A 16190-nucleotide genomic window follows, 5' to 3' on the forward strand; every position below is an offset into this window, starting at 1 on the left:
TTACTGTGAAACAAACTCAGTAAAGAACACGGCATCGACACCACTTTTTTTGGCGTATTTTTTTAGCGTTTTGTTCAGTGTTTCAACAGCTTTATCTTGAAGCTCCATTTTTCCTGCTCCAGTAGAAATATTTTCCACATAATTATCACTTAACAATACAATAAGTGCGTGTCGAATAGCGGGGCCATTGGCTTCAATGGCTTCTTTCGTTTCATCGTCTGCCAGCTGTAACTGGATAGTGGTGCGTAAATAATGCTTGTCACCCAGTAGGTTGACGGTGAATTGTGGCGTCAACGGCATATAGATAACCTCTGGAGCGGCTTCTTCTATTTCTTCGCCTTCTTCAGCGAAAGCCATGGGTGTAAGAAGGAATAGACCACAAAGTAAAACAACTAAACGCATAACAACTCTCCAGCAGCGGTGTGTTTGATTAGAAATATTATGGATAAGGATAGACTAAAAAAATGAAATCGCCTATGCCTCTTGGCCCTTTAATGATTGATATTGAAGGCGTTGAACTTTCACAAGTTGATCAAGATATTTTAAGACACCCGCTGGTAGGTGGGTTGATTCTTTTTTCTAGAAATTACGAGTCGACAGAACAAGTATCTGTTTTATGTAACGAGGTTCATCATTTAAGAGAAGAGCCCTTGTTGATAGCGGTTGATCACGAAGGTGGCCGAGTTCAGCGGTTTAGAGACGGTTTTACGCGCATTCCTTGCATGCAATCTTTAGGGCAGGTTTATGCTGAAGATCAACAGCAAGGCTTAATGCAAGCGCAAAGCGTTGCTTGGTTAATGGCAATGGAGTTACGAAAAGTGGGTGTGGATTTTAGTTTCGCACCGGTGCTTGACCTTGACTACGGTTGCAGTGAGATTATTGGTGATCGAGCGTTTTCAGATGATAGGCAGGCGGTGGCTGAGGTGGCCGAGGCTTTTCAGCGAGGCCTAGCCGATGCCGGTATGGCCAGTATTGGTAAGCATTTTCCCGGACACGGTGCGGTGGCACCGGATTCGCATATCGCGATACCTGTTGATGAACGGCCATTGGAAGAGATTATGGAGCAGGATATTTTTCCCTTTAAGCAACTGATTCAGGCTGGAATGAAAGGTATTATGCCGGCGCACGTTATTTATAAACAAATGGATGATATGCCTGCAGGTTTTTCGACGTTCTGGCTACAAACCATATTACGGCAACAGCTAGGTTTTGGTGGGGCTATTTTTAGTGATGATCTTAGTATGCAAGGAGCAAGCGTGGTGGGTGATTATGTGCAACGCGCTAAACAGGCGCTAAAAGCAGGTGGTGATATGGCCTTAATTTGTAATGATCGATTAGGCGCTGAGCAGGTGATTGATGGCTTAAGTGGTGTTGAAATAAAGCCAGAATCAATACAACGTTTAAAAAATATGCGTCCTACGCAAGGGCTAGTATTACCAGAAACCGAGCTACAGACTAAATGGAATGATTGCAAAAAGGTGATTGATGGGCTTTTCTAACGTGGATATTTCTAAGGCTGAGTTGGATTGCGTAGTTGATAATAGTCGTTGTCTGTTAGATGAGTCAGCGGTCCAAGTTATGTTTAATCAATTAGCCGACGATATTAGCGAGGAATGTCAGCACCAAAACCCTGTTATCCTCTGTGTCATGACGGGTGCTGTTGTAGCGGTTGGCATGTTGCTACCAAAACTACAATTTCCGTTAGAGGTTGATTATATTCATGCGACACGCTACCAAGGTAATCTTGTTGGCAGCGAGTTGGTGTGGAAACAATTACCGACAATATCGTTGAAAAATCGAACGGTGATTCTGGTTGATGATGTACTTGATGAAGGGATTACAATGCTCAAGTTAAAAGATTATTGTGAGGAGCAAGGCGCTAAACGCTGTTATACCGCAGTACTGGTGGATAAAATGCTGAATCAAGAAAAGCCAGTCGTTGCTGATTTTGTCGGTTTTCAGACAGGTGATCATTATCTTTTTGGCTTAGGTATGGATTACAAGGGTTACCTACGAAATATGAACGGCATATACGCTTGCCCAAAGAATTTAGAGGAACTGTTATGTCAAGATTAGCCGTTATTGGTGGCACTGGACTAAATAAATTAGTCGACTTAAAAGATGTCTATAAACGGGTTATAAAAACGCCGTATGGTGAACCATCATCACCGTTAACATTTGGCAAGCTAAACGGTATCGACCTTGTTTTTATGGCGCGTCACGGCTATGGACATACGATTCCACCCCATCGCATTAATTATCGAGCAAATATGTGGGCACTCAAAGATGCAGGTGCCACCGATATTGTTGCTGTGGCGGCGGTTGGTAGCCTAAATATTGAGATGGAGCCGGGCAGTATCGTGTTACCGGACCAGTTGATAGACTATACGTGGGGCCGTGAATCGACATACTTTGAAGACGATTTAGAGCAGGTCACACATATCGATTTTACCTTTCCTTATTCACCCAAACTTGTGGCAGAGTTGAGGATGGCGATGGTGACAGCGGGTTTGCCCGTTTTAGATAATGCCGTTTATGGTTGTACGCAAGGCCCGAGGCTTGAAACAGCGGCCGAAATTCGCAAACTCGGTCGTGATGGTTGTGATTTGGTTGGAATGACGGGTATGCCTGAGGCGGCGCTGGCTCGTGAGCTAAAATTAAATTATGCCTGTTGTGCTACCGTCGTAAATTGGGCGGCCGGTTTAAACGGCAATGAAATCAGCATGGCGGATATTGAGGTACATGCTAAAAAAGGAATGCTACAACTGGATCAGCTTTTAAAAGCACTCATTAAGTAGGCATGATCCAATAATATGAAAAAAATAACAAGCTAACGTATAATTTTAGCTTCAATAAGGACATAAGCGAAACGATGAATTTAAAACAGTTTTACAGCGTAAAAGATCAGCAGGTCAGTATTAATCGTGAGCAGGCGAGTTTGTTTGCCAAATCTATCGCGGGTGACTTTAATCCGTTACACGACATTGATGCGAAGCGTTTTTGCGTACCCGGTGATTTATTGTTTGCTGTGGCTTTAACTGAACTAGGCGTCAGTCAGTCGATGCGATTTGATTTTGAAAGCATGGTGACCGAGCAATCGATGGTGACCTTGCCGGAGCAGCTCACTGCAGAATTCAGTTTGCGAGATCAAAATGATAAGTCAATGATGACGATTCATAGTTCAGGTGAGGCAAGCGACAATGCTACTTTTATTTCTAGTTTGATTGAAAAATATGTTCAATTTTCCGGTAGAACATTTCCAGAAATTCTCATTGATTTAATGAAAAAGAATAACGTGATGATCAACCCAGCGCGGCCGCTAATTATTTATAAAGACATGGCGATAGAAATTGATCAGTTTACTGGCAGTTTGTCAGCCCTTGAGTTTTCGGGTGCGTCGATGATGGTGGATGGAAAAAAAGGTAGTGTAAAACTCGAATTTGATCTGCTTGTCGATGGGCAAAAAATTGGGCACGGCACAAAAGACATGGTTGTTAGCGGCTTACGACCTTATGAACAGCCGGCGATTGATAAGATTGTTGATGATTACAATGCGACAAAAAAGGCTTATTTAACCTAATTGTCGTTAAGCGGTACCGCTAGATTGGGTTTTTGTCGTTCTAGGCTGTCAATTTCAAAGGTGTCTTCTTCGATGAGCTCTGTGCTAGAAACAGTCGCGACGGGCGAGTCGATTTTCTCTACGATCGTTAATACACCAAAACGTGGATGGTCAAAATAATTCGTTTCACTGGTTCTGATTCGTCGAGTTTCTGTTAGTCGATAGAGGTTGCTGGTTTGGATGATCGAATTGCTAAGATAGTCATCCTCAATCGCTGAAGGAATCATGTCGCTTAATTGCAAGTCAACGTCTAGGTGTAAATATCGCCCACGATGAAACGTTAGAATGCCTTCTATTTGGATATTGTCAGCCTGGTGAATAATTTGAATGGCGTGGCGTTTTTCTTTTTCTTTTAGTGGTTGCAACCATCCGCCGTGCGCAATGGGGGTGTACGATGAAAGTCTTTCTAAGCGTTCGTTTACCGCATGGAGCTGCTGTTGATTGATGTTTAACGGGCTGAATGCTTTTGCCTCAGATAAAGCGTCTAATGCAATCGCATCAACAGGCATTTGAAACGGCTGCTTAGTCCAAGGCTCTAACGCTTGATTACTTAATGGTTTGTTTTCAAAGAGGATATATTCAACGCTGTACCAAACGGCTTCTTCGGGCTGGGTTTTATTTTCAGCGTAAGAAACGGTGCTACTGAACAGAAAAAAAAGAGCGGTGAAATGACTAAGCAATCGTGTTTGCATCATAGATTAGTGTTTGTTCAATGCTATTGAGTTAATTAGGCTGAGTATAAACTCTACTTTCTCTTCGGTGCTATCAAGTTTTTGAGTGAAGCGTAATTTTTGTGGGCCATCTAGTTGAAAGATTTGTGGCTGTGTTTGAATAAGCTCAATAATTTTTGCCGGATCAATATTGGGTTCGTTCGAGAACTGCACGCGACCGTTTGATTTAGCAAAATCGATTTTATCAATACCGGCGTCGCTTGCTTGTTGTTTTATTTCACTGATGCCAAATAAACATTTTGTACTATCGGGAAGTAAACCAAATCGGTCAATCATTTCTATTTGTAAATCGCGAAGTTCCTCGGCGTTATCGGCACTGGCAATCCGCTTGTACAAGACTAGGCGAGTATGCACGTCGGGTAGGTAGTCATCCGGTATCAACGCGCTGGCGTGTAGGTCAATTTCTGGCCCGGTATCAATACGTTGTTCTAACTCGGGTTGCTTGCCCGATTTTATGGCGGCAACAGCGTTATCCAATAATTCTGTGTACAGGGTGAAGCCAATTTCTTGAATTTCACCACTTTGGTTGTCACCGAGTAGTTCGCCAGCACCGCGTATTTCCATATCGTGAGTCGATAAGCTGAAACCTGCGCCTAAGTCAGCGCTACTTTGAATCGCATCAATACGTTTTTTTGCGTCTTTAGTCATGATGCCGTCAGGCGGTACGATCATGTAGGCGTATGCTCGGTGGTGTGAGCGACCTACGCGACCGCGTAACTGATGTAGTTGTGACAAACCGAGTTTGTCCGCACGGTTAATGATAATGGTGTTGGCGTTTGGTAAATCAATGCCATTTTCAATAATGGTTGTCGATACGAGTACGTTGAAACGCGCGTGATAGAAGTCCAACATGATATTTTCGAGTTCGCTTTCGCGCATTTGTCCGTGTGCTTTTTGTATTTGAGCGTCCGGCACCAACTCCTCGATATCTCGAATAACTCGGTCCATTGTTGCAATATCGTTGTGCAGAATAAACAGTTGTCCACCACGCCTTATTTCACGTTGGCAAGCCTCTTGGATTAAGCCGCCGTTCCACTCCGATACAAACGTTTCGATGGCGTGTCGGTTAGGTGGTGGTGTGGCAATGATGGATATGTCACGTAACCCCGACATAGCCTGGTTGAGTGTTCTTGGTATTGGGGTGGCGGTGAGGGTGAGCATATCAACCTCAGAGCGCATAGATTTAAAGTGCTCTTTATGGCGTACGCCAAAACGTTGCTCTTCATCAATAATGACTAAACCAAGGTCCTTATAGGCGACCGATTTTTGTAAAAGTTTGTGTGTCCCAATAAGAATATCGACTTTGCCAGCGGCAGTATCGGCAATAATTTGGTTTTGCTTTTTTGTACTAACGAAACGAGATAACACTTCAACTCGAATAGGCCAGTCAGCAAAACGATCCGAAAAGTTTTGGTAGTGTTGCTGAGCGAGAAGCGTCGTTGGCACTAAAATAGCGGTTTGGAAATGGTTGCTAGCGGCGGTAAAAGCGGCGCGCATGGCGACTTCTGTTTTACCAAAACCGACGTCACCACAGACAACACGGTCCATTGGCTTGGCCAAACTCATGTCGTGTAAAGTCTGTTCGATAGTGGTGGCCTGATCTTCAGTTTCTTCGAAAGGAAAGGCGCGGGAAAAAGTGTCGTATTCAGTTGAATCAATGACCATTGGCCTACCCGGTTTAGCGGCACGTCGGGCGTGAATGTCTAGTAATTCAGCCGCTACATCACGTGCTCGCTTGAGTGCTTTTTTACGCGCTTTTTCCCACTGATCGCTGCCTAATCGGTGTAGTGGTGCGGTATCGCCTTGTGTGCCCATGTAGCGGCCAATTAAATTAAGCGACGAAACGGGAACGTAAAGTTTGTCGTTATTGGCGTATTCTAAGGTTAGAAATTCTGTCTCTATATTGTCAACAACGAGGTGCTTTAAACCGATGTAACGGCCGACCCCGTGTTCTTGGTGTACCACGGGTGAGCCAATTTCAAGATCAGCTAGGCTGTTGAATACATTTTCGAGACGTTGGCTAGATGAGGAGCGCCGGCGTCTTCGTTGTTGAACGCGTGTGCCAAACAGGTTGTTTTCGGTGATAAGGCTGACGTTTGGTAGACTGAGGCCTTCATCGATCGGGGCGACAACGATGCACGGTGAAACGTCGTTTTGAATAAATTGCGCCCAACTTTCTACCACCGCTGGGCGGATATTTAATTTTTGTAGTTGTTGAAGCATAGATTCGCGATGTCCTGCAGATTCTGCAACGAATAATGTTTTGTGTTTGTCTTGCTTTAACAGGCCTATTATTGGCTGTTCTTTATCTTCGTTAGAGGGGCTGATTAAAGCTTTTTTTTCTATCTCATGAATGCTGCTTTGTAATGAAACGGATGGGTAATCAGCAATGCGCTGTTTAAAGCTTTCTATGTCATGAAACAATAATTCAGGCCGTAAAGCAGGGCGGTCTATATCGCGCTGTCGATGTTCAAAGCGCTCGATAACTTGAGTTGCAAATACCTCGCCGGCGTCATCGATGTCACCATGTAAAATCAATGTTGCATTTGGAATGTAATCAAAAAATGATTCAGTGTGTTCAACAAATAATGGCAGATAGTTCTCTATGCCATTAGGGATGTTGCCTTTAGAAACTTGCTGATATAAAGGGTTTTTGTCGGATACAGACGGAAAAGTTTCTCTAAACTGCTGACGAAACAATTGAATGCTTTTGTCATTGATGGGGAATTCGCGCGCTGGGAATAATTGAACGGAGTCGACCTTATCGCTAGAACGTTGGCTTTCGGTATCAAAGGTTCTAATAGATTCTACCTCGTCATCAAAGAGGTCGATTCTGTACGGTTTTTTGCTGCCCATTGGGAACATATCTAAGATAGAGCCACGCACTGAATATTCACCATATTCTTGGACTGAATGTACGTTCTGATAACCCAACTTATCGAGGTTTAAACGGGTCTGCTCAATATTTAATGTGTCGCCAGTAGATAATGAAAAGCAGGCACTAAGAAGTTGCTCACGGGGCGCTAAGCGCTGGAGTAAGCAAGCAGCTGTTATGATGAGAATGCCGTGCTTTAGGCTTTGCAGGTTATATAGCGTGGCGAGCCTTTCAGAAATGGTTTCGCCTAACGGAGAGAAGCTGTCGTAAGGAAGCACTTCCCAATCAGGAAAGTAAATAACAGGAATTTCTTTTGTTAGGAAGAAAGGGACCTCACGCTCTAATCGAAGTGCGGATTGAGTGTCTGTGCAAATGACCAAAAGAAGTTGCTCAGAACTTAGCGCCGCATTCGAGATAGTTAGCGCATCGGCACAGCCATCAAACTGCCCCCAATTGAGTGATTGTTTTTTGTTTTTTGGAAGCTCTTGCTTGATCAGGGACATGCTGTAAATCAAAAATTATGGAAGGCTTATTTTCTCATAAACGAAACGCAGGGTGTGTTTCAATTGGGTGAAATAAAAAAGGCCTGACTAGGATGCTAATCAGGCCTTTAACGCTTATATCAAAGTGACTTAATTGGGTTTAACCGTTGATAAACCCAGAACATGCCAAGTTTGCATACCACCGCGATACCATTTCAACTTATCAGCAGGGTAGCCTAATTTAAGTAACGAGTAGATGTTTCTGGGTGATTGGCCACACCACATGCCATTACAGAAAAGAACCAGCGTTTTGGCGTTAGAAAAGTCCCATTTGTCGTCTTCGTATGTTGCGCCAAATTCATCAACAACGATTAATTCAATATCAAGTTCCGTTGCGCCTTTTTTCGCGTCTAAATTTGTCCACGGGATATTAACGGCGCCAGCAATGGTTCCCCTAGCAACCCAATCTGGCGTACGTGAGTCAATCACCATAATGTTGGCATCGCTACCTAATTTTTTAAGGTATTCCAGTAGCTCTAACTCAGCGATTGTTTCCACGCCGGGTGCTAGTGACATTGGACGAATACAAAATGGAGGGCAATTACGTGAAGTTTTAGCGTAGTTTGGGTCGATGGTGTTATTGCTATCTTGATGACGCTGAATGATTACTTTTTTGCCGTTATGAAGGACCTCAATACTACCAATATCAGGTGTGATTTTAACTTTTCTTTCGGCTGCTGCGTTAAAACTGATCAGGCTAAGTAGTGCAATACTTAAAATAGAAAGTAACTTTATAGTTTTCATTGGTTTCTCCATAAGCTAGGTGAAGAACTTCAAATTGTAATCCGTTATAGGCTTATTGCTAGCCTTAATTCGTTTGTGTTTTATAAATTTTATCTTACATTAAGGAGCTTTTTTGGGCTTGTTAACGACACTATGAATAACAAGTTGATGTTCAAAATAAACAGAAAATTTGGCATAATTCCAACGTGTAATAGGTGGTTCGCCGATGGTAGGGTAAATCTTGCTGGGGTCACCGAACTGAGCCGTGACTTGATCCATTGACTGACCATTTTTTGGTCTCAATAACCCAGCGACATTGTTTGCCGGTTCTTTACTGATAACGTCTATAAGTAAAATGTCTGCATTGGCAGTCAGCGATACTAGGCAGAGCATGCTTGCTAAAATGATACTATTAATTCTCATGTTGATGTCCATATATGTTGTCTCTAGTCAATATAGCACCTCTGTGTTAATTATTGATAATTCTCTGTACGGTAAATCGGCTAAGCGTACTAAATTATGATCTAATTCCGGACTATGTTTAAACCACTCGAAATTTATATTGGTCTGCGCTATACGAGGACTAAACAGCGCTCGGGCTTCATATCCTTTATCAGCATGACCTCAATGCTGGGCGTTGCCTTGGGGGTAATGGCCTTGATTACCGTGCTGTCCGTGATGAATGGCTTCGAAGCTCAACTTCGCGAGAAGATTTTGGGCATGGCGTCGCACGTTACTATTACTGAATACCACAATGCGTTGCATGACTGGCGTGAGCTGGGTGATAACTTAAGTAAGACTGAAGATGTTATCGGCTGGGCGCCTTTTGTTAAGGCAGAAGTGATGTTGAGTGCTAATCAACAAGTTAGTGGTAGTTTGTTACGAGGCATTCTTCCCGAACAAGAGGGGGCAGTGTCCGATATTGCCGATAAAATGCTTGGAGGCCATTTAGGCTTATTAGAGTCTAAGGGGTTTGGCATTATTTTAGGCTCAGAATTAGCGCGCTATTTACGCGTTGGTGTTGGCGATAGGGTGACGGTTATAACGCCTCAGGTGACGCCAACGCCAGCAGGTATTTTGCCAAGACTTCGCCGCTTTACTGTAATAGGTTTGTTTGAAGTGGGTATGTATGAATATGACCGTAATTTAGCGCTTATACACATTAACGATGGCTCTAAATTATTGCGTTTAAACAACGGCGTTACCGGTGTGCGGGTTAAGTTAGCGGATATGTTCAGAGCGCCGTATGTGACGCGTGAGATTGCAAAAGTACTGACGCCGAATTACAGCATTTCCAATTGGACAATGGAGCACAGTAATTTTTTCAAAGCGATTAAAACGGAAAAGCGCGTCATGTTTATTATTTTGATGCTAATCGTTGCTGTTGCTGCGTTTAATATCGTCTCTACATTGGTGATGGTGGTAACAGATAAGCGGTCAGAAATTGCTATTTTGAGAACGTTGGGTTTTACGCCGCGTTCCGTGATGGGGGTTTTTATGGTGCAAGGCACATTGATCGGCCTAATTGGAACGGTATTTGGTGTTTTAGCAGGTGTGGCGTTGGCGCTTAATGTTGAAACGATTGTGCCAGCCATAGAACGGTTTTTTCAAGTGCAATTTTTACCGGCGGAGATTTACTATATCAGTGATTTGCCTTCAAAACTGGTGTGGTCTGATGTCACCACGATAGCGACTTACTCATTTTTGTTATCATTTATTTCAACGATTTACCCTGCTTGGCAGGCATCGCGCGTTAACCCAGCGGAGGCGTTACGCTATGAATAATGCATCCTTTTTAAGTTGTTCGGGGCTGACCAAAACGTTTGGCGAAAAAGACCTGGTGGTGCCAGTATTGAAGGGCATTGATTTAACGTTAAATCAAGGTGACCGATTGGCTATTATGGGCACGTCTGGTTCAGGAAAAAGTACGCTCTTACATTTACTAGGCGGATTGGATCAACCAACTTCCGGCTCTGTGATGATGAACGGGAAAAACATCAATGAGTTGAAGGAAGCAGAGCGTTCGCGATTAAGGAATAAAAGCTTAGGTTTTGTTTATCAATTCCACCATTTGTTGGGTGAATTTAGTGCATTGGAAAACGTGGCGATGCCCTTGTTGATCGGTGGCGAGTCAGTTGAGTCGGCTAGAGAGCAAGCCTTTAACATGTTGCAACAAGTGGGTTTGGAAAAGAGAATAGAACACCGTTATGGTGAACTGTCCGGTGGCGAGAGGCAACGAGTTGCGATAGCAAGAGCCTTAGTTACCCGACCAAAATGTGTGCTGGCCGACGAGCCGACAGGCAACTTGGATAGAAAAACGGCAGAACAAATTTATGAATTAATGTTGGAGTTGAATCAACGCTTAAATATTAGTTTATTGTTAGTGACGCACGATAGCGCTTTAGCTAACAAAATGGATAGGGTGTTAACGCTTGATGATGGTCTTTTGACGGGCTAACCATTTTCTAATAACGATCCACCTCCAAATGCCGCGAGCAAGTACATAGCCAAGGGTTGCTGCGGCCGAACCGAGAACAAGGCAACCTAATAAAAAGGGCTTCCAACTTGCGCCTAGGCTGTCGATAAGAGCGTCGACAGAAAATGCAAAGTCTCCTGCATTCAGAGGAATATTCATCAGTGTTGCACCAACCCAGTAGGCAGCATAAAACATAGGTGTCATAGTGAGAGGGTTGGTAATCCAAACGGTTGCGACTGCAACAGGTAAGTTAACGTGTAAAACAATAGCCGTTGCAGCAGCGATGATCATTTGAGTCGGAAGGGGGATAAAGGCGATAAATAAGCCCACAGCAATGGCACCAGCAAAGGACCTGCGGTTTAAATGCCAAAGGTTTTGATTGTGTAATAGGGTGCCAAAAACTTTTAGATGTTTGTGTTCCTTGATTGTTTTACTGTCAGGGAAATACTTTTTAACGATTCTTCTTGGCATGTAACTCGTATTAACGTTTTAATAAGGTACGGTTGCTGGACATAAATTTATACCCAAAGCGTGACACTCAGCAGTAATTGAGTATTTGTTGTTTTATGTAACATACTCCACAAGTGTAGCAGAGCATGGATGCGGCTAAATGAATAATTTTCAACAAAAGGCGTTGTTGTTCTGCGTGGGCGTTGTATCCATTCAATTGTTACCAACACTACCGCCAATTTATTATCTTATTTTTTTGGGAATACTTGCTTTAGCCTTTTATAAGTGGGCTAAGGGGTTAAGTCTTTGTGTGTTGGGTTTTGTGTGGGCGGCCTCTTATGCTGTGTCGATACAGCATAACCAATTACCGAGGATGTTAGAATCTCAGGAAATTCTTATCAGAGGCAAAGTCGTTGACTTGCCTGTGCAAGAGTCACATTCAATCAGGTTTTTATTTGATGTGGAGACGGTGGTTGCGCCTGCGGTTCAACACTCGTTTCCAAGTCGTATTCGGCTTAGCTGGTATGGTCGTGGTAAAGAGTTTAAGTCCGGTGAAAAGTGGCAGCTTTTAGTTAAATTAAAACGCCCTCATGGCTTGTTAAACCCACATGGGTTTGATTACGAAAAGTGGCTTTTCCAACAGAACATTGGGGCCACAGGCTATATACGAAAAAGTAGTGACAATCAGCGTTTAAGCCAAGCATCGTTATGGGATGTTGGGCGCTGGCGAGAGTCACTAAAGGGCTATTTAGAGTCGGCACTTGTAGGTAGTGAGTATATTGGTGTGATCAAGGCTTTGGTGTTGGGCGATCGAAGCGATATTAGCGCAGTTCAATGGGAGGTGTTTCGTAAAACAGGAACGTCGCACCTTATTGCGATTTCTGGCTTACATATTGGTTTGGTTAGTGCGCTAGTTTTTGCGGTTTTTCGTTACTTAGGGCTTAGGTTGACGATTCTAAACCGAGGTGCAACACAGTATGCGATATTAGCAAGTTTGTTGGCGGCCGTGCTATATGCGGCGTTGGCTGGTTTTTCAATACCTACTCAGCGAGCATTGGTCATGTTAGTAGTGGTATTGGGCGGTGTCTATTGGCAGCGTCACTATAAACCATTCCATATTATTTTAGTAGCCCTGTTAGCCATATTGATGTTTGACCCTTTAGCGCCGATGTCGGTTGGTTTTTGGCTATCGTTTGGGGCGGTCGCGGTTATTTTGTATGGCGCTGTCGGTCGAATAAAGAAACAAAAACGGTTAAGGCAACTCGTCGATGTCCAATGCTGGGTTTCTGTGGGTCTTATGCCGATGGTGCTGTATTTCTTTCAGCAGGTGTCGTTGGTCGCCCCCTTGGCTAATATTTTAGCGGTGCCGTTTGTCAGTCTTGCTGTTGTTCCTTTGTTAATGATCGCGCTGCTACTAACGGTGTTGGATGAAAGCTTGGGTGTTCAAGTTCTTGAGCTAGTGAATGTTCTTGTCGCCCTTCTTTGGCAGTTTTTAGAGGCAACAGCTGAAGTAGAATTTTCTGCTTTAGCATTATCAAATGTTTCATTATTGGCCTGTTTAATAGCCATGGCGGGGGTTGCATTACTGCTGTTACCAAAGGGGTTGCTACCGAAGCCAGTGGCTTGTCTGCTTTTTTTACCACTGTTGTTCCCCGTCAGAAATGAGGGGCTAGGACATGCCGAGTTTAAATTAGTATTGTTGGATGTTGGGCAAGGTTTATCTGCTGTTATTCATACGGCCGAGCACACGCTGGTATTTGATACGGGCGCTAAATACAGTGATAAAAGTGACCTAGCAACGACGGTTATTATCCCTTATTTACAAGGCGAGGGCATTCAGCAGGTGGATACGCTGGTTATCAGTCACGGTGATAATGATCATGCTGGTGGTGCAAAAACATTGTTAAGTAAGATGCCGGTGAAGAGTCTATTGACGAGTGTTCCACCACTTTTTTCTGAATATCAGCCGATACGCTGCGAGGAGGGCAGTAGTTGGACTTTAGAGGGTGTTAGCTTCGAGTTTTTGAGCCCAAGCCGTTATAGCTTATTTGAAGGCAATAACGCATCGTGCGTGTTAAAGGTAAGTTCAGTGAATGGTAGCGTTTTATTGACCGGCGATATTGAAAAAAATACTGAACAATCTTTGAGTCAATATAAACCGGATCAGCTTAAATCAGATGTATTGATAGCCCCACATCATGGGAGCTCAACATCGTCTACGAAAGAGTTTATTCGAGATGTAAACCCAGATTATGTGTTGTTTCCAGTGGGCTATAAAAATCGTTTTGGATTTCCGAAAGAAAAGGTTGTCGATCGCTATAAAAAACAAGGTATTAATAGTTTTGATACGGCTCGTCATGGTGCAATAACAGTCCGCTTTTCTGGCGATTCATTTGCTGACCTTAAAAGCCTTCGAGAGGAGTCTTCTCAGTTTTGGAATTGGCGACCATAAATATGATTTTAACGGTGTGCAGAGGTGCTTAGCGCCTAAAAATAAAGTAATATGGGCGTTGTATTTAATTATTTGAAGCAGAGGGTGTTGTGCTGGAAATCTTAATATCAGGTGGTTGGTTGATGGTGCCTATTATCGCGTGCTCAGTTATTTCGTTGGCGATTATAGGAGAGCGATTTTGGTCGTTAAATAGTGAAAAAATCATCCCTAGTGATTTAGTTGCCTCAGTATGGAAATTACATAAAGCGGATCAATTAGGTAGGGGCAAAGTGCAAAGCCTATCGATTAGCTCACCACTTGGGCGTATTCTTGCTGCCGGTATTGTGAATCAATCTCATGGTCGTGAGATTATGAAAGAGAGCATTGAAGAAGTGGGGCGTCAGGTTGCGCATGAACTCGAAAAGTATTTGAATTCTTTGGGTACAATTGCTTCGATAACGCCTTTGTTGGGTTTGCTCGGTACGGTCATCGGCATGATCACGGTGTTCGCTTCGATAATGGAGCATGGTGTAGGCGACCCTAGCGTGTTGGCTGGCGGCATCTCGCAAGCGCTGATAACAACGGCGTCAGGTATGTCTGTCGCGATTCCATCACTGATGTTCTATCGATATTTTAGAGGCAAGGTTGACGAGCTGGTGATAAGAATGGAAAGTGAGGCGCTTAAATTGGTTGAAATGATGCATGGAGAGCGTGAGTAATCTCGATGAATTTCAAACGTAAAAACAATGAAGAATTCGACTTGAATCTAACACCGTTAATTGACGTGGTTTTTTTGCTGCTAATTTTCTTCATGGTCACGACAACGTTTGATCGCGAAACGCAATTAAAAATAGAGTTGCCGCAAGCGTCAGGTGAACATAAAAAAGCAGAAAAGTCGTTAGAGGTCAGTATTGATTCAAAAAGTCGATTTTTTATCAATCAAAAAGAAGTGGTTAACTCTGGATTAGAAACAATCAAAAAAGCGTTGAAACAAGCTGCAGGAGATCAAAAAAGCCCGCCTTTATTGATTAGTGCAGACGGCCAAGCGACGCACCAATCAGTGATCACAGTGTTGGATGCTGCTGGGCAATTAGGTTTTGTTAATATTACCTTCGCGGCGAATCAGCCGAAGACTGAAAAATAAGGCAGCGCCGACAGTTTAATGAGTCAAAAAATGAGCCGATTTTTCGATAGCATGTGGTATGGGCAGCGCCCAGTGGCCTTGCTATTTGCTCCCTTATCTTGGGTGTTTGGGCGTATTGTTTGGTTACGCTCGTTTATGTTTAAAAAAGGTTGGCTTGCTTCTACACGATTAAATGTCCCGGTCATCATTGTTGGAAATATTACAGTGGGAGGGACAGGCAAAACCCCCGTTGTTATTTGGGTGGCTGAGCTTCTTAAATCGGCAGGTTATACCCCTGGGGTTATTAGTCGTGGTTACGGTGGCATTGCTTCAAGCTGGCCGCAACAGGTTCGAAAAGACAGTGATTCAAGAGTTGTGGGTGATGAGGCCAAAATTTTAGCGCGGCGAACAGGCTGCCCTGTTGCGGTTGGGCCTATTCGTGCTGACAGCGCGCAAGCATTGATTGATCACCACGATTGTGATGTTATTATTTCGGATGATGGCCTTCAACATTACGCGTTACAACGTGATATTGAAATTGCGCTAGTGGACGGAGAGCGCCGCTCTGGTAATGGTTATTTGCTGCCAGCAGGGCCATTGCGTGAACCCGTTGAAAGGTTGAAAGGCGTTGATTTTATTATTTGTAATGGTTTGGCAAATGCCAATGAATACCCACTGAAAGTTGAAGGTAACGAGGCGATTAAGTTGCTGGATGAGTCACAGCGGTGTGGGTTAGAAAGTTTTAGCGCGACGCCTTGCCATGCGGTTGCAGGTTTAGGGAATCCCGCTCGTTTTTTTTCACATTTAAAGAAATTTAATATTTCTTTTAAATCACATATTTTCCCTGATCACTTTAAGTATGCCGAGAAGGATATAAATTTCAATGACGATAATCCAGTGTTGATGACCGAAAAAGACGCCGTTAAGTGTACGTTTATGGCGAACGAAAAGCATTGGTACGTGCCCATTAAGGCGAAAATGACAGAAAAATTTGGACTAACATTATTATCAATGATGAAAGAGAAAATAAATGGATAAGAAACTACTAGATATACTGGCTTGCCCTTCTTGCAAGTCTGGACTGAAATATTTAAAAGAAGAGCAAGAATTGGTGTGCGTACCTTGCCGGCTTGCTTATGCAGTTCGAGATGATATTCCGATCATGCTAATCGATGAGGCAAGACAGTTGACTGCTGACGAGGCTGAAGAGCTGCGGTAAA

17 protein-coding genes are annotated in these 16190 nt (G+C 43.5%); 11 read left to right on the top strand and 6 right to left on the bottom strand.

Going from position 1 to position 16190, the window contains the following annotated elements:
* Entirely contained in the window at window positions 1–402 is a 402-nt protein-coding gene (locus tag AB1Y31_03520; protein MEW4982234.1) for a flagellar basal body-associated FliL family protein, read from the bottom strand.
* Window positions 403–464: 62 nt separating this feature from the next.
* On the opposite strand from AB1Y31_03520, the gene nagZ reads away from it, so the two are divergent.
* From nagZ to AB1Y31_03540, 4 genes are all read left to right on the top strand, one after another.
* Entirely contained in the window at window positions 465–1499 is a 1035-nt protein-coding gene (gene nagZ, locus AB1Y31_03525) for a beta-N-acetylhexosaminidase (GenBank protein ID MEW4982235.1), read from the top strand.
* Window positions 1486–2076: a hypoxanthine-guanine phosphoribosyltransferase gene (locus tag AB1Y31_03530; protein MEW4982236.1), complete on the top strand. Its 591-nt coding sequence runs from the start codon at window positions 1486–1488 to the stop codon at window positions 2074–2076. Before nagZ ends, AB1Y31_03530 begins: the two co-directional genes overlap by 14 nt.
* A complete protein-coding gene (locus AB1Y31_03535) occupies window positions 2064–2798 on the top strand; it encodes an S-methyl-5'-thioinosine phosphorylase (GenBank protein ID MEW4982237.1) in 735 nt (244 codons plus the stop codon). Before AB1Y31_03530 ends, AB1Y31_03535 begins: the two co-directional genes overlap by 13 nt.
* A gap of 74 nt (window positions 2799–2872) precedes the next feature.
* On the top strand, window positions 2873–3580 hold the full coding sequence (locus tag AB1Y31_03540) for a DUF3581 family protein (protein MEW4982238.1): 708 nt from the start codon (window positions 2873–2875) through the stop codon (window positions 3578–3580).
* On the opposite strand, the gene AB1Y31_03545 is transcribed toward AB1Y31_03540, so the two are convergent.
* From AB1Y31_03545 to AB1Y31_03560, 4 genes are all read right to left on the bottom strand, one after another.
* Window positions 3577–4314, bottom strand: coding sequence for a CsiV family protein (locus AB1Y31_03545; protein MEW4982239.1), 738 nt, complete (start codon window positions 4312–4314; stop codon window positions 3577–3579). The two genes, AB1Y31_03540 and AB1Y31_03545, sit on opposite strands and share 4 nt — an antisense overlap.
* Window positions 4315–4317: 3 nt before the next feature.
* Window positions 4318–7728 carry a transcription-repair coupling factor gene (mfd, locus tag AB1Y31_03550; protein ID MEW4982240.1) on the bottom strand — a complete coding sequence of 1137 codons (3411 nt, stop codon included), beginning with the start codon at window positions 7726–7728 and terminating at the stop codon, window positions 4318–4320.
* A 129-nt stretch (window positions 7729–7857) separates the two neighbouring features.
* Window positions 7858–8511, bottom strand: coding sequence for a rhodanese-like domain-containing protein (locus AB1Y31_03555; GenBank protein MEW4982241.1), 654 nt, complete (start codon window positions 8509–8511; stop codon window positions 7858–7860).
* A gap of 99 nt (window positions 8512–8610) precedes the next feature.
* The gene (locus AB1Y31_03560; GenBank protein ID MEW4982242.1) at window positions 8611–8913 is read right to left on the bottom strand and encodes a hypothetical protein; all 303 of its coding nucleotides are present in this window, start codon (window positions 8911–8913) and stop codon (window positions 8611–8613) included.
* Between the two features lie 114 nt (window positions 8914–9027).
* On the opposite strand from AB1Y31_03560, the gene AB1Y31_03565 reads away from it, so the two are divergent.
* A complete protein-coding gene (locus AB1Y31_03565) occupies window positions 9028–10275 on the top strand; it encodes a lipoprotein-releasing ABC transporter permease subunit (GenBank protein ID MEW4982243.1) in 1248 nt (415 codons plus the stop codon).
* Window positions 10268–10948 (top strand): lipoprotein-releasing ABC transporter ATP-binding protein LolD, encoded by a 681-nt coding sequence (gene lolD / locus AB1Y31_03570; GenBank protein ID MEW4982244.1) that lies wholly within the window; start codon window positions 10268–10270, stop codon window positions 10946–10948. Before AB1Y31_03565 ends, lolD begins: the two co-directional genes overlap by 8 nt.
* Here the strand turns inward: lolD and AB1Y31_03575 are convergent.
* Window positions 10916–11437 (bottom strand): DUF2062 domain-containing protein, encoded by a 522-nt coding sequence (locus tag AB1Y31_03575; protein MEW4982245.1) that lies wholly within the window; start codon window positions 11435–11437, stop codon window positions 10916–10918. The two genes, lolD and AB1Y31_03575, sit on opposite strands and share 33 nt — an antisense overlap.
* Window positions 11438–11576: 139 nt before the next feature.
* On the opposite strand from AB1Y31_03575, the gene AB1Y31_03580 reads away from it, so the two are divergent.
* From AB1Y31_03580 to AB1Y31_03600, 5 genes are all read left to right on the top strand, one after another.
* Window positions 11577–13868 carry a DNA internalization-related competence protein ComEC/Rec2 gene (locus AB1Y31_03580; protein MEW4982246.1) on the top strand — a complete coding sequence of 764 codons (2292 nt, stop codon included), beginning with the start codon at window positions 11577–11579 and terminating at the stop codon, window positions 13866–13868.
* An 89-nt stretch (window positions 13869–13957) separates the two neighbouring features.
* The gene (locus AB1Y31_03585; protein ID MEW4982247.1) at window positions 13958–14566 is read left to right on the top strand and encodes a MotA/TolQ/ExbB proton channel family protein; all 609 of its coding nucleotides are present in this window, start codon (window positions 13958–13960) and stop codon (window positions 14564–14566) included.
* Window positions 14567–14571: 5 nt separating this feature from the next.
* Window positions 14572–14991: a biopolymer transporter ExbD gene (locus AB1Y31_03590; GenBank protein MEW4982248.1), complete on the top strand. Its 420-nt coding sequence runs from the start codon at window positions 14572–14574 to the stop codon at window positions 14989–14991.
* Between the two features lie 18 nt (window positions 14992–15009).
* Window positions 15010–16008, top strand: a complete 999-nt coding sequence (lpxK, locus tag AB1Y31_03595; protein ID MEW4982249.1) for a tetraacyldisaccharide 4'-kinase — start codon at window positions 15010–15012, stop codon at window positions 16006–16008.
* Window positions 16001–16189, top strand: a complete 189-nt coding sequence (locus AB1Y31_03600) for a Trm112 family protein (GenBank protein MEW4982250.1) — start codon at window positions 16001–16003, stop codon at window positions 16187–16189. Before lpxK ends, AB1Y31_03600 begins: the two co-directional genes overlap by 8 nt.
* Window position 16190: the final 1 nt, after the last annotated feature.

This window comes from Cycloclasticus sp. (assembly GCA_040743155.1).
In the GTDB taxonomy this organism is placed as follows: Bacteria; Pseudomonadota; Gammaproteobacteria; order Methylococcales; family Cycloclasticaceae; genus Cycloclasticus.

Bases quoted from the DNA above. Each gene is read 5' to 3' on its own strand.
- AB1Y31_03520 (MEW4982234.1), bottom strand. From the start codon at position 402: ATGCGTTTAGTTGTTTTACTTTGTGGTCTATTCCTTCTTACACCCATG.
- nagZ (MEW4982235.1), top strand. From the start codon at position 465: ATGAAATCGCCTATGCCTCTTGGCCCTTTAATGATTGATATTGAAGGC.
- AB1Y31_03530 (MEW4982236.1), top strand. From the start codon at position 1,486: ATGGGCTTTTCTAACGTGGATATTTCTAAGGCTGAGTTGGATTGCGTA.
- AB1Y31_03535 (MEW4982237.1), top strand. From the start codon at position 2,064: ATGTCAAGATTAGCCGTTATTGGTGGCACTGGACTAAATAAATTAGTC.
- AB1Y31_03540 (MEW4982238.1), top strand. From the start codon at position 2,873: ATGAATTTAAAACAGTTTTACAGCGTAAAAGATCAGCAGGTCAGTATT.
- AB1Y31_03545 (MEW4982239.1), bottom strand. From the start codon at position 4,314: ATGATGCAAACACGATTGCTTAGTCATTTCACCGCTCTTTTTTTTCTG.
- mfd (MEW4982240.1), bottom strand. From the start codon at position 7,728: ATGTCCCTGATCAAGCAAGAGCTTCCAAAAAACAAAAAACAATCACTC.
- AB1Y31_03555 (MEW4982241.1), bottom strand. From the start codon at position 8,511: ATGAAAACTATAAAGTTACTTTCTATTTTAAGTATTGCACTACTTAGC.
- AB1Y31_03560 (MEW4982242.1), bottom strand. From the start codon at position 8,913: ATGAGAATTAATAGTATCATTTTAGCAAGCATGCTCTGCCTAGTATCG.
- AB1Y31_03565 (MEW4982243.1), top strand. From the start codon at position 9,028: ATGTTTAAACCACTCGAAATTTATATTGGTCTGCGCTATACGAGGACT.
- lolD (MEW4982244.1), top strand. From the start codon at position 10,268: ATGAATAATGCATCCTTTTTAAGTTGTTCGGGGCTGACCAAAACGTTT.
- AB1Y31_03575 (MEW4982245.1), bottom strand. From the start codon at position 11,437: ATGCCAAGAAGAATCGTTAAAAAGTATTTCCCTGACAGTAAAACAATC.
- AB1Y31_03580 (MEW4982246.1), top strand. From the start codon at position 11,577: ATGAATAATTTTCAACAAAAGGCGTTGTTGTTCTGCGTGGGCGTTGTA.
- AB1Y31_03590 (MEW4982248.1), top strand. From the start codon at position 14,572: ATGAATTTCAAACGTAAAAACAATGAAGAATTCGACTTGAATCTAACA.
- lpxK (MEW4982249.1), top strand. From the start codon at position 15,010: ATGAGTCAAAAAATGAGCCGATTTTTCGATAGCATGTGGTATGGGCAG.
- AB1Y31_03600 (MEW4982250.1), top strand. From the start codon at position 16,001: ATGGATAAGAAACTACTAGATATACTGGCTTGCCCTTCTTGCAAGTCT.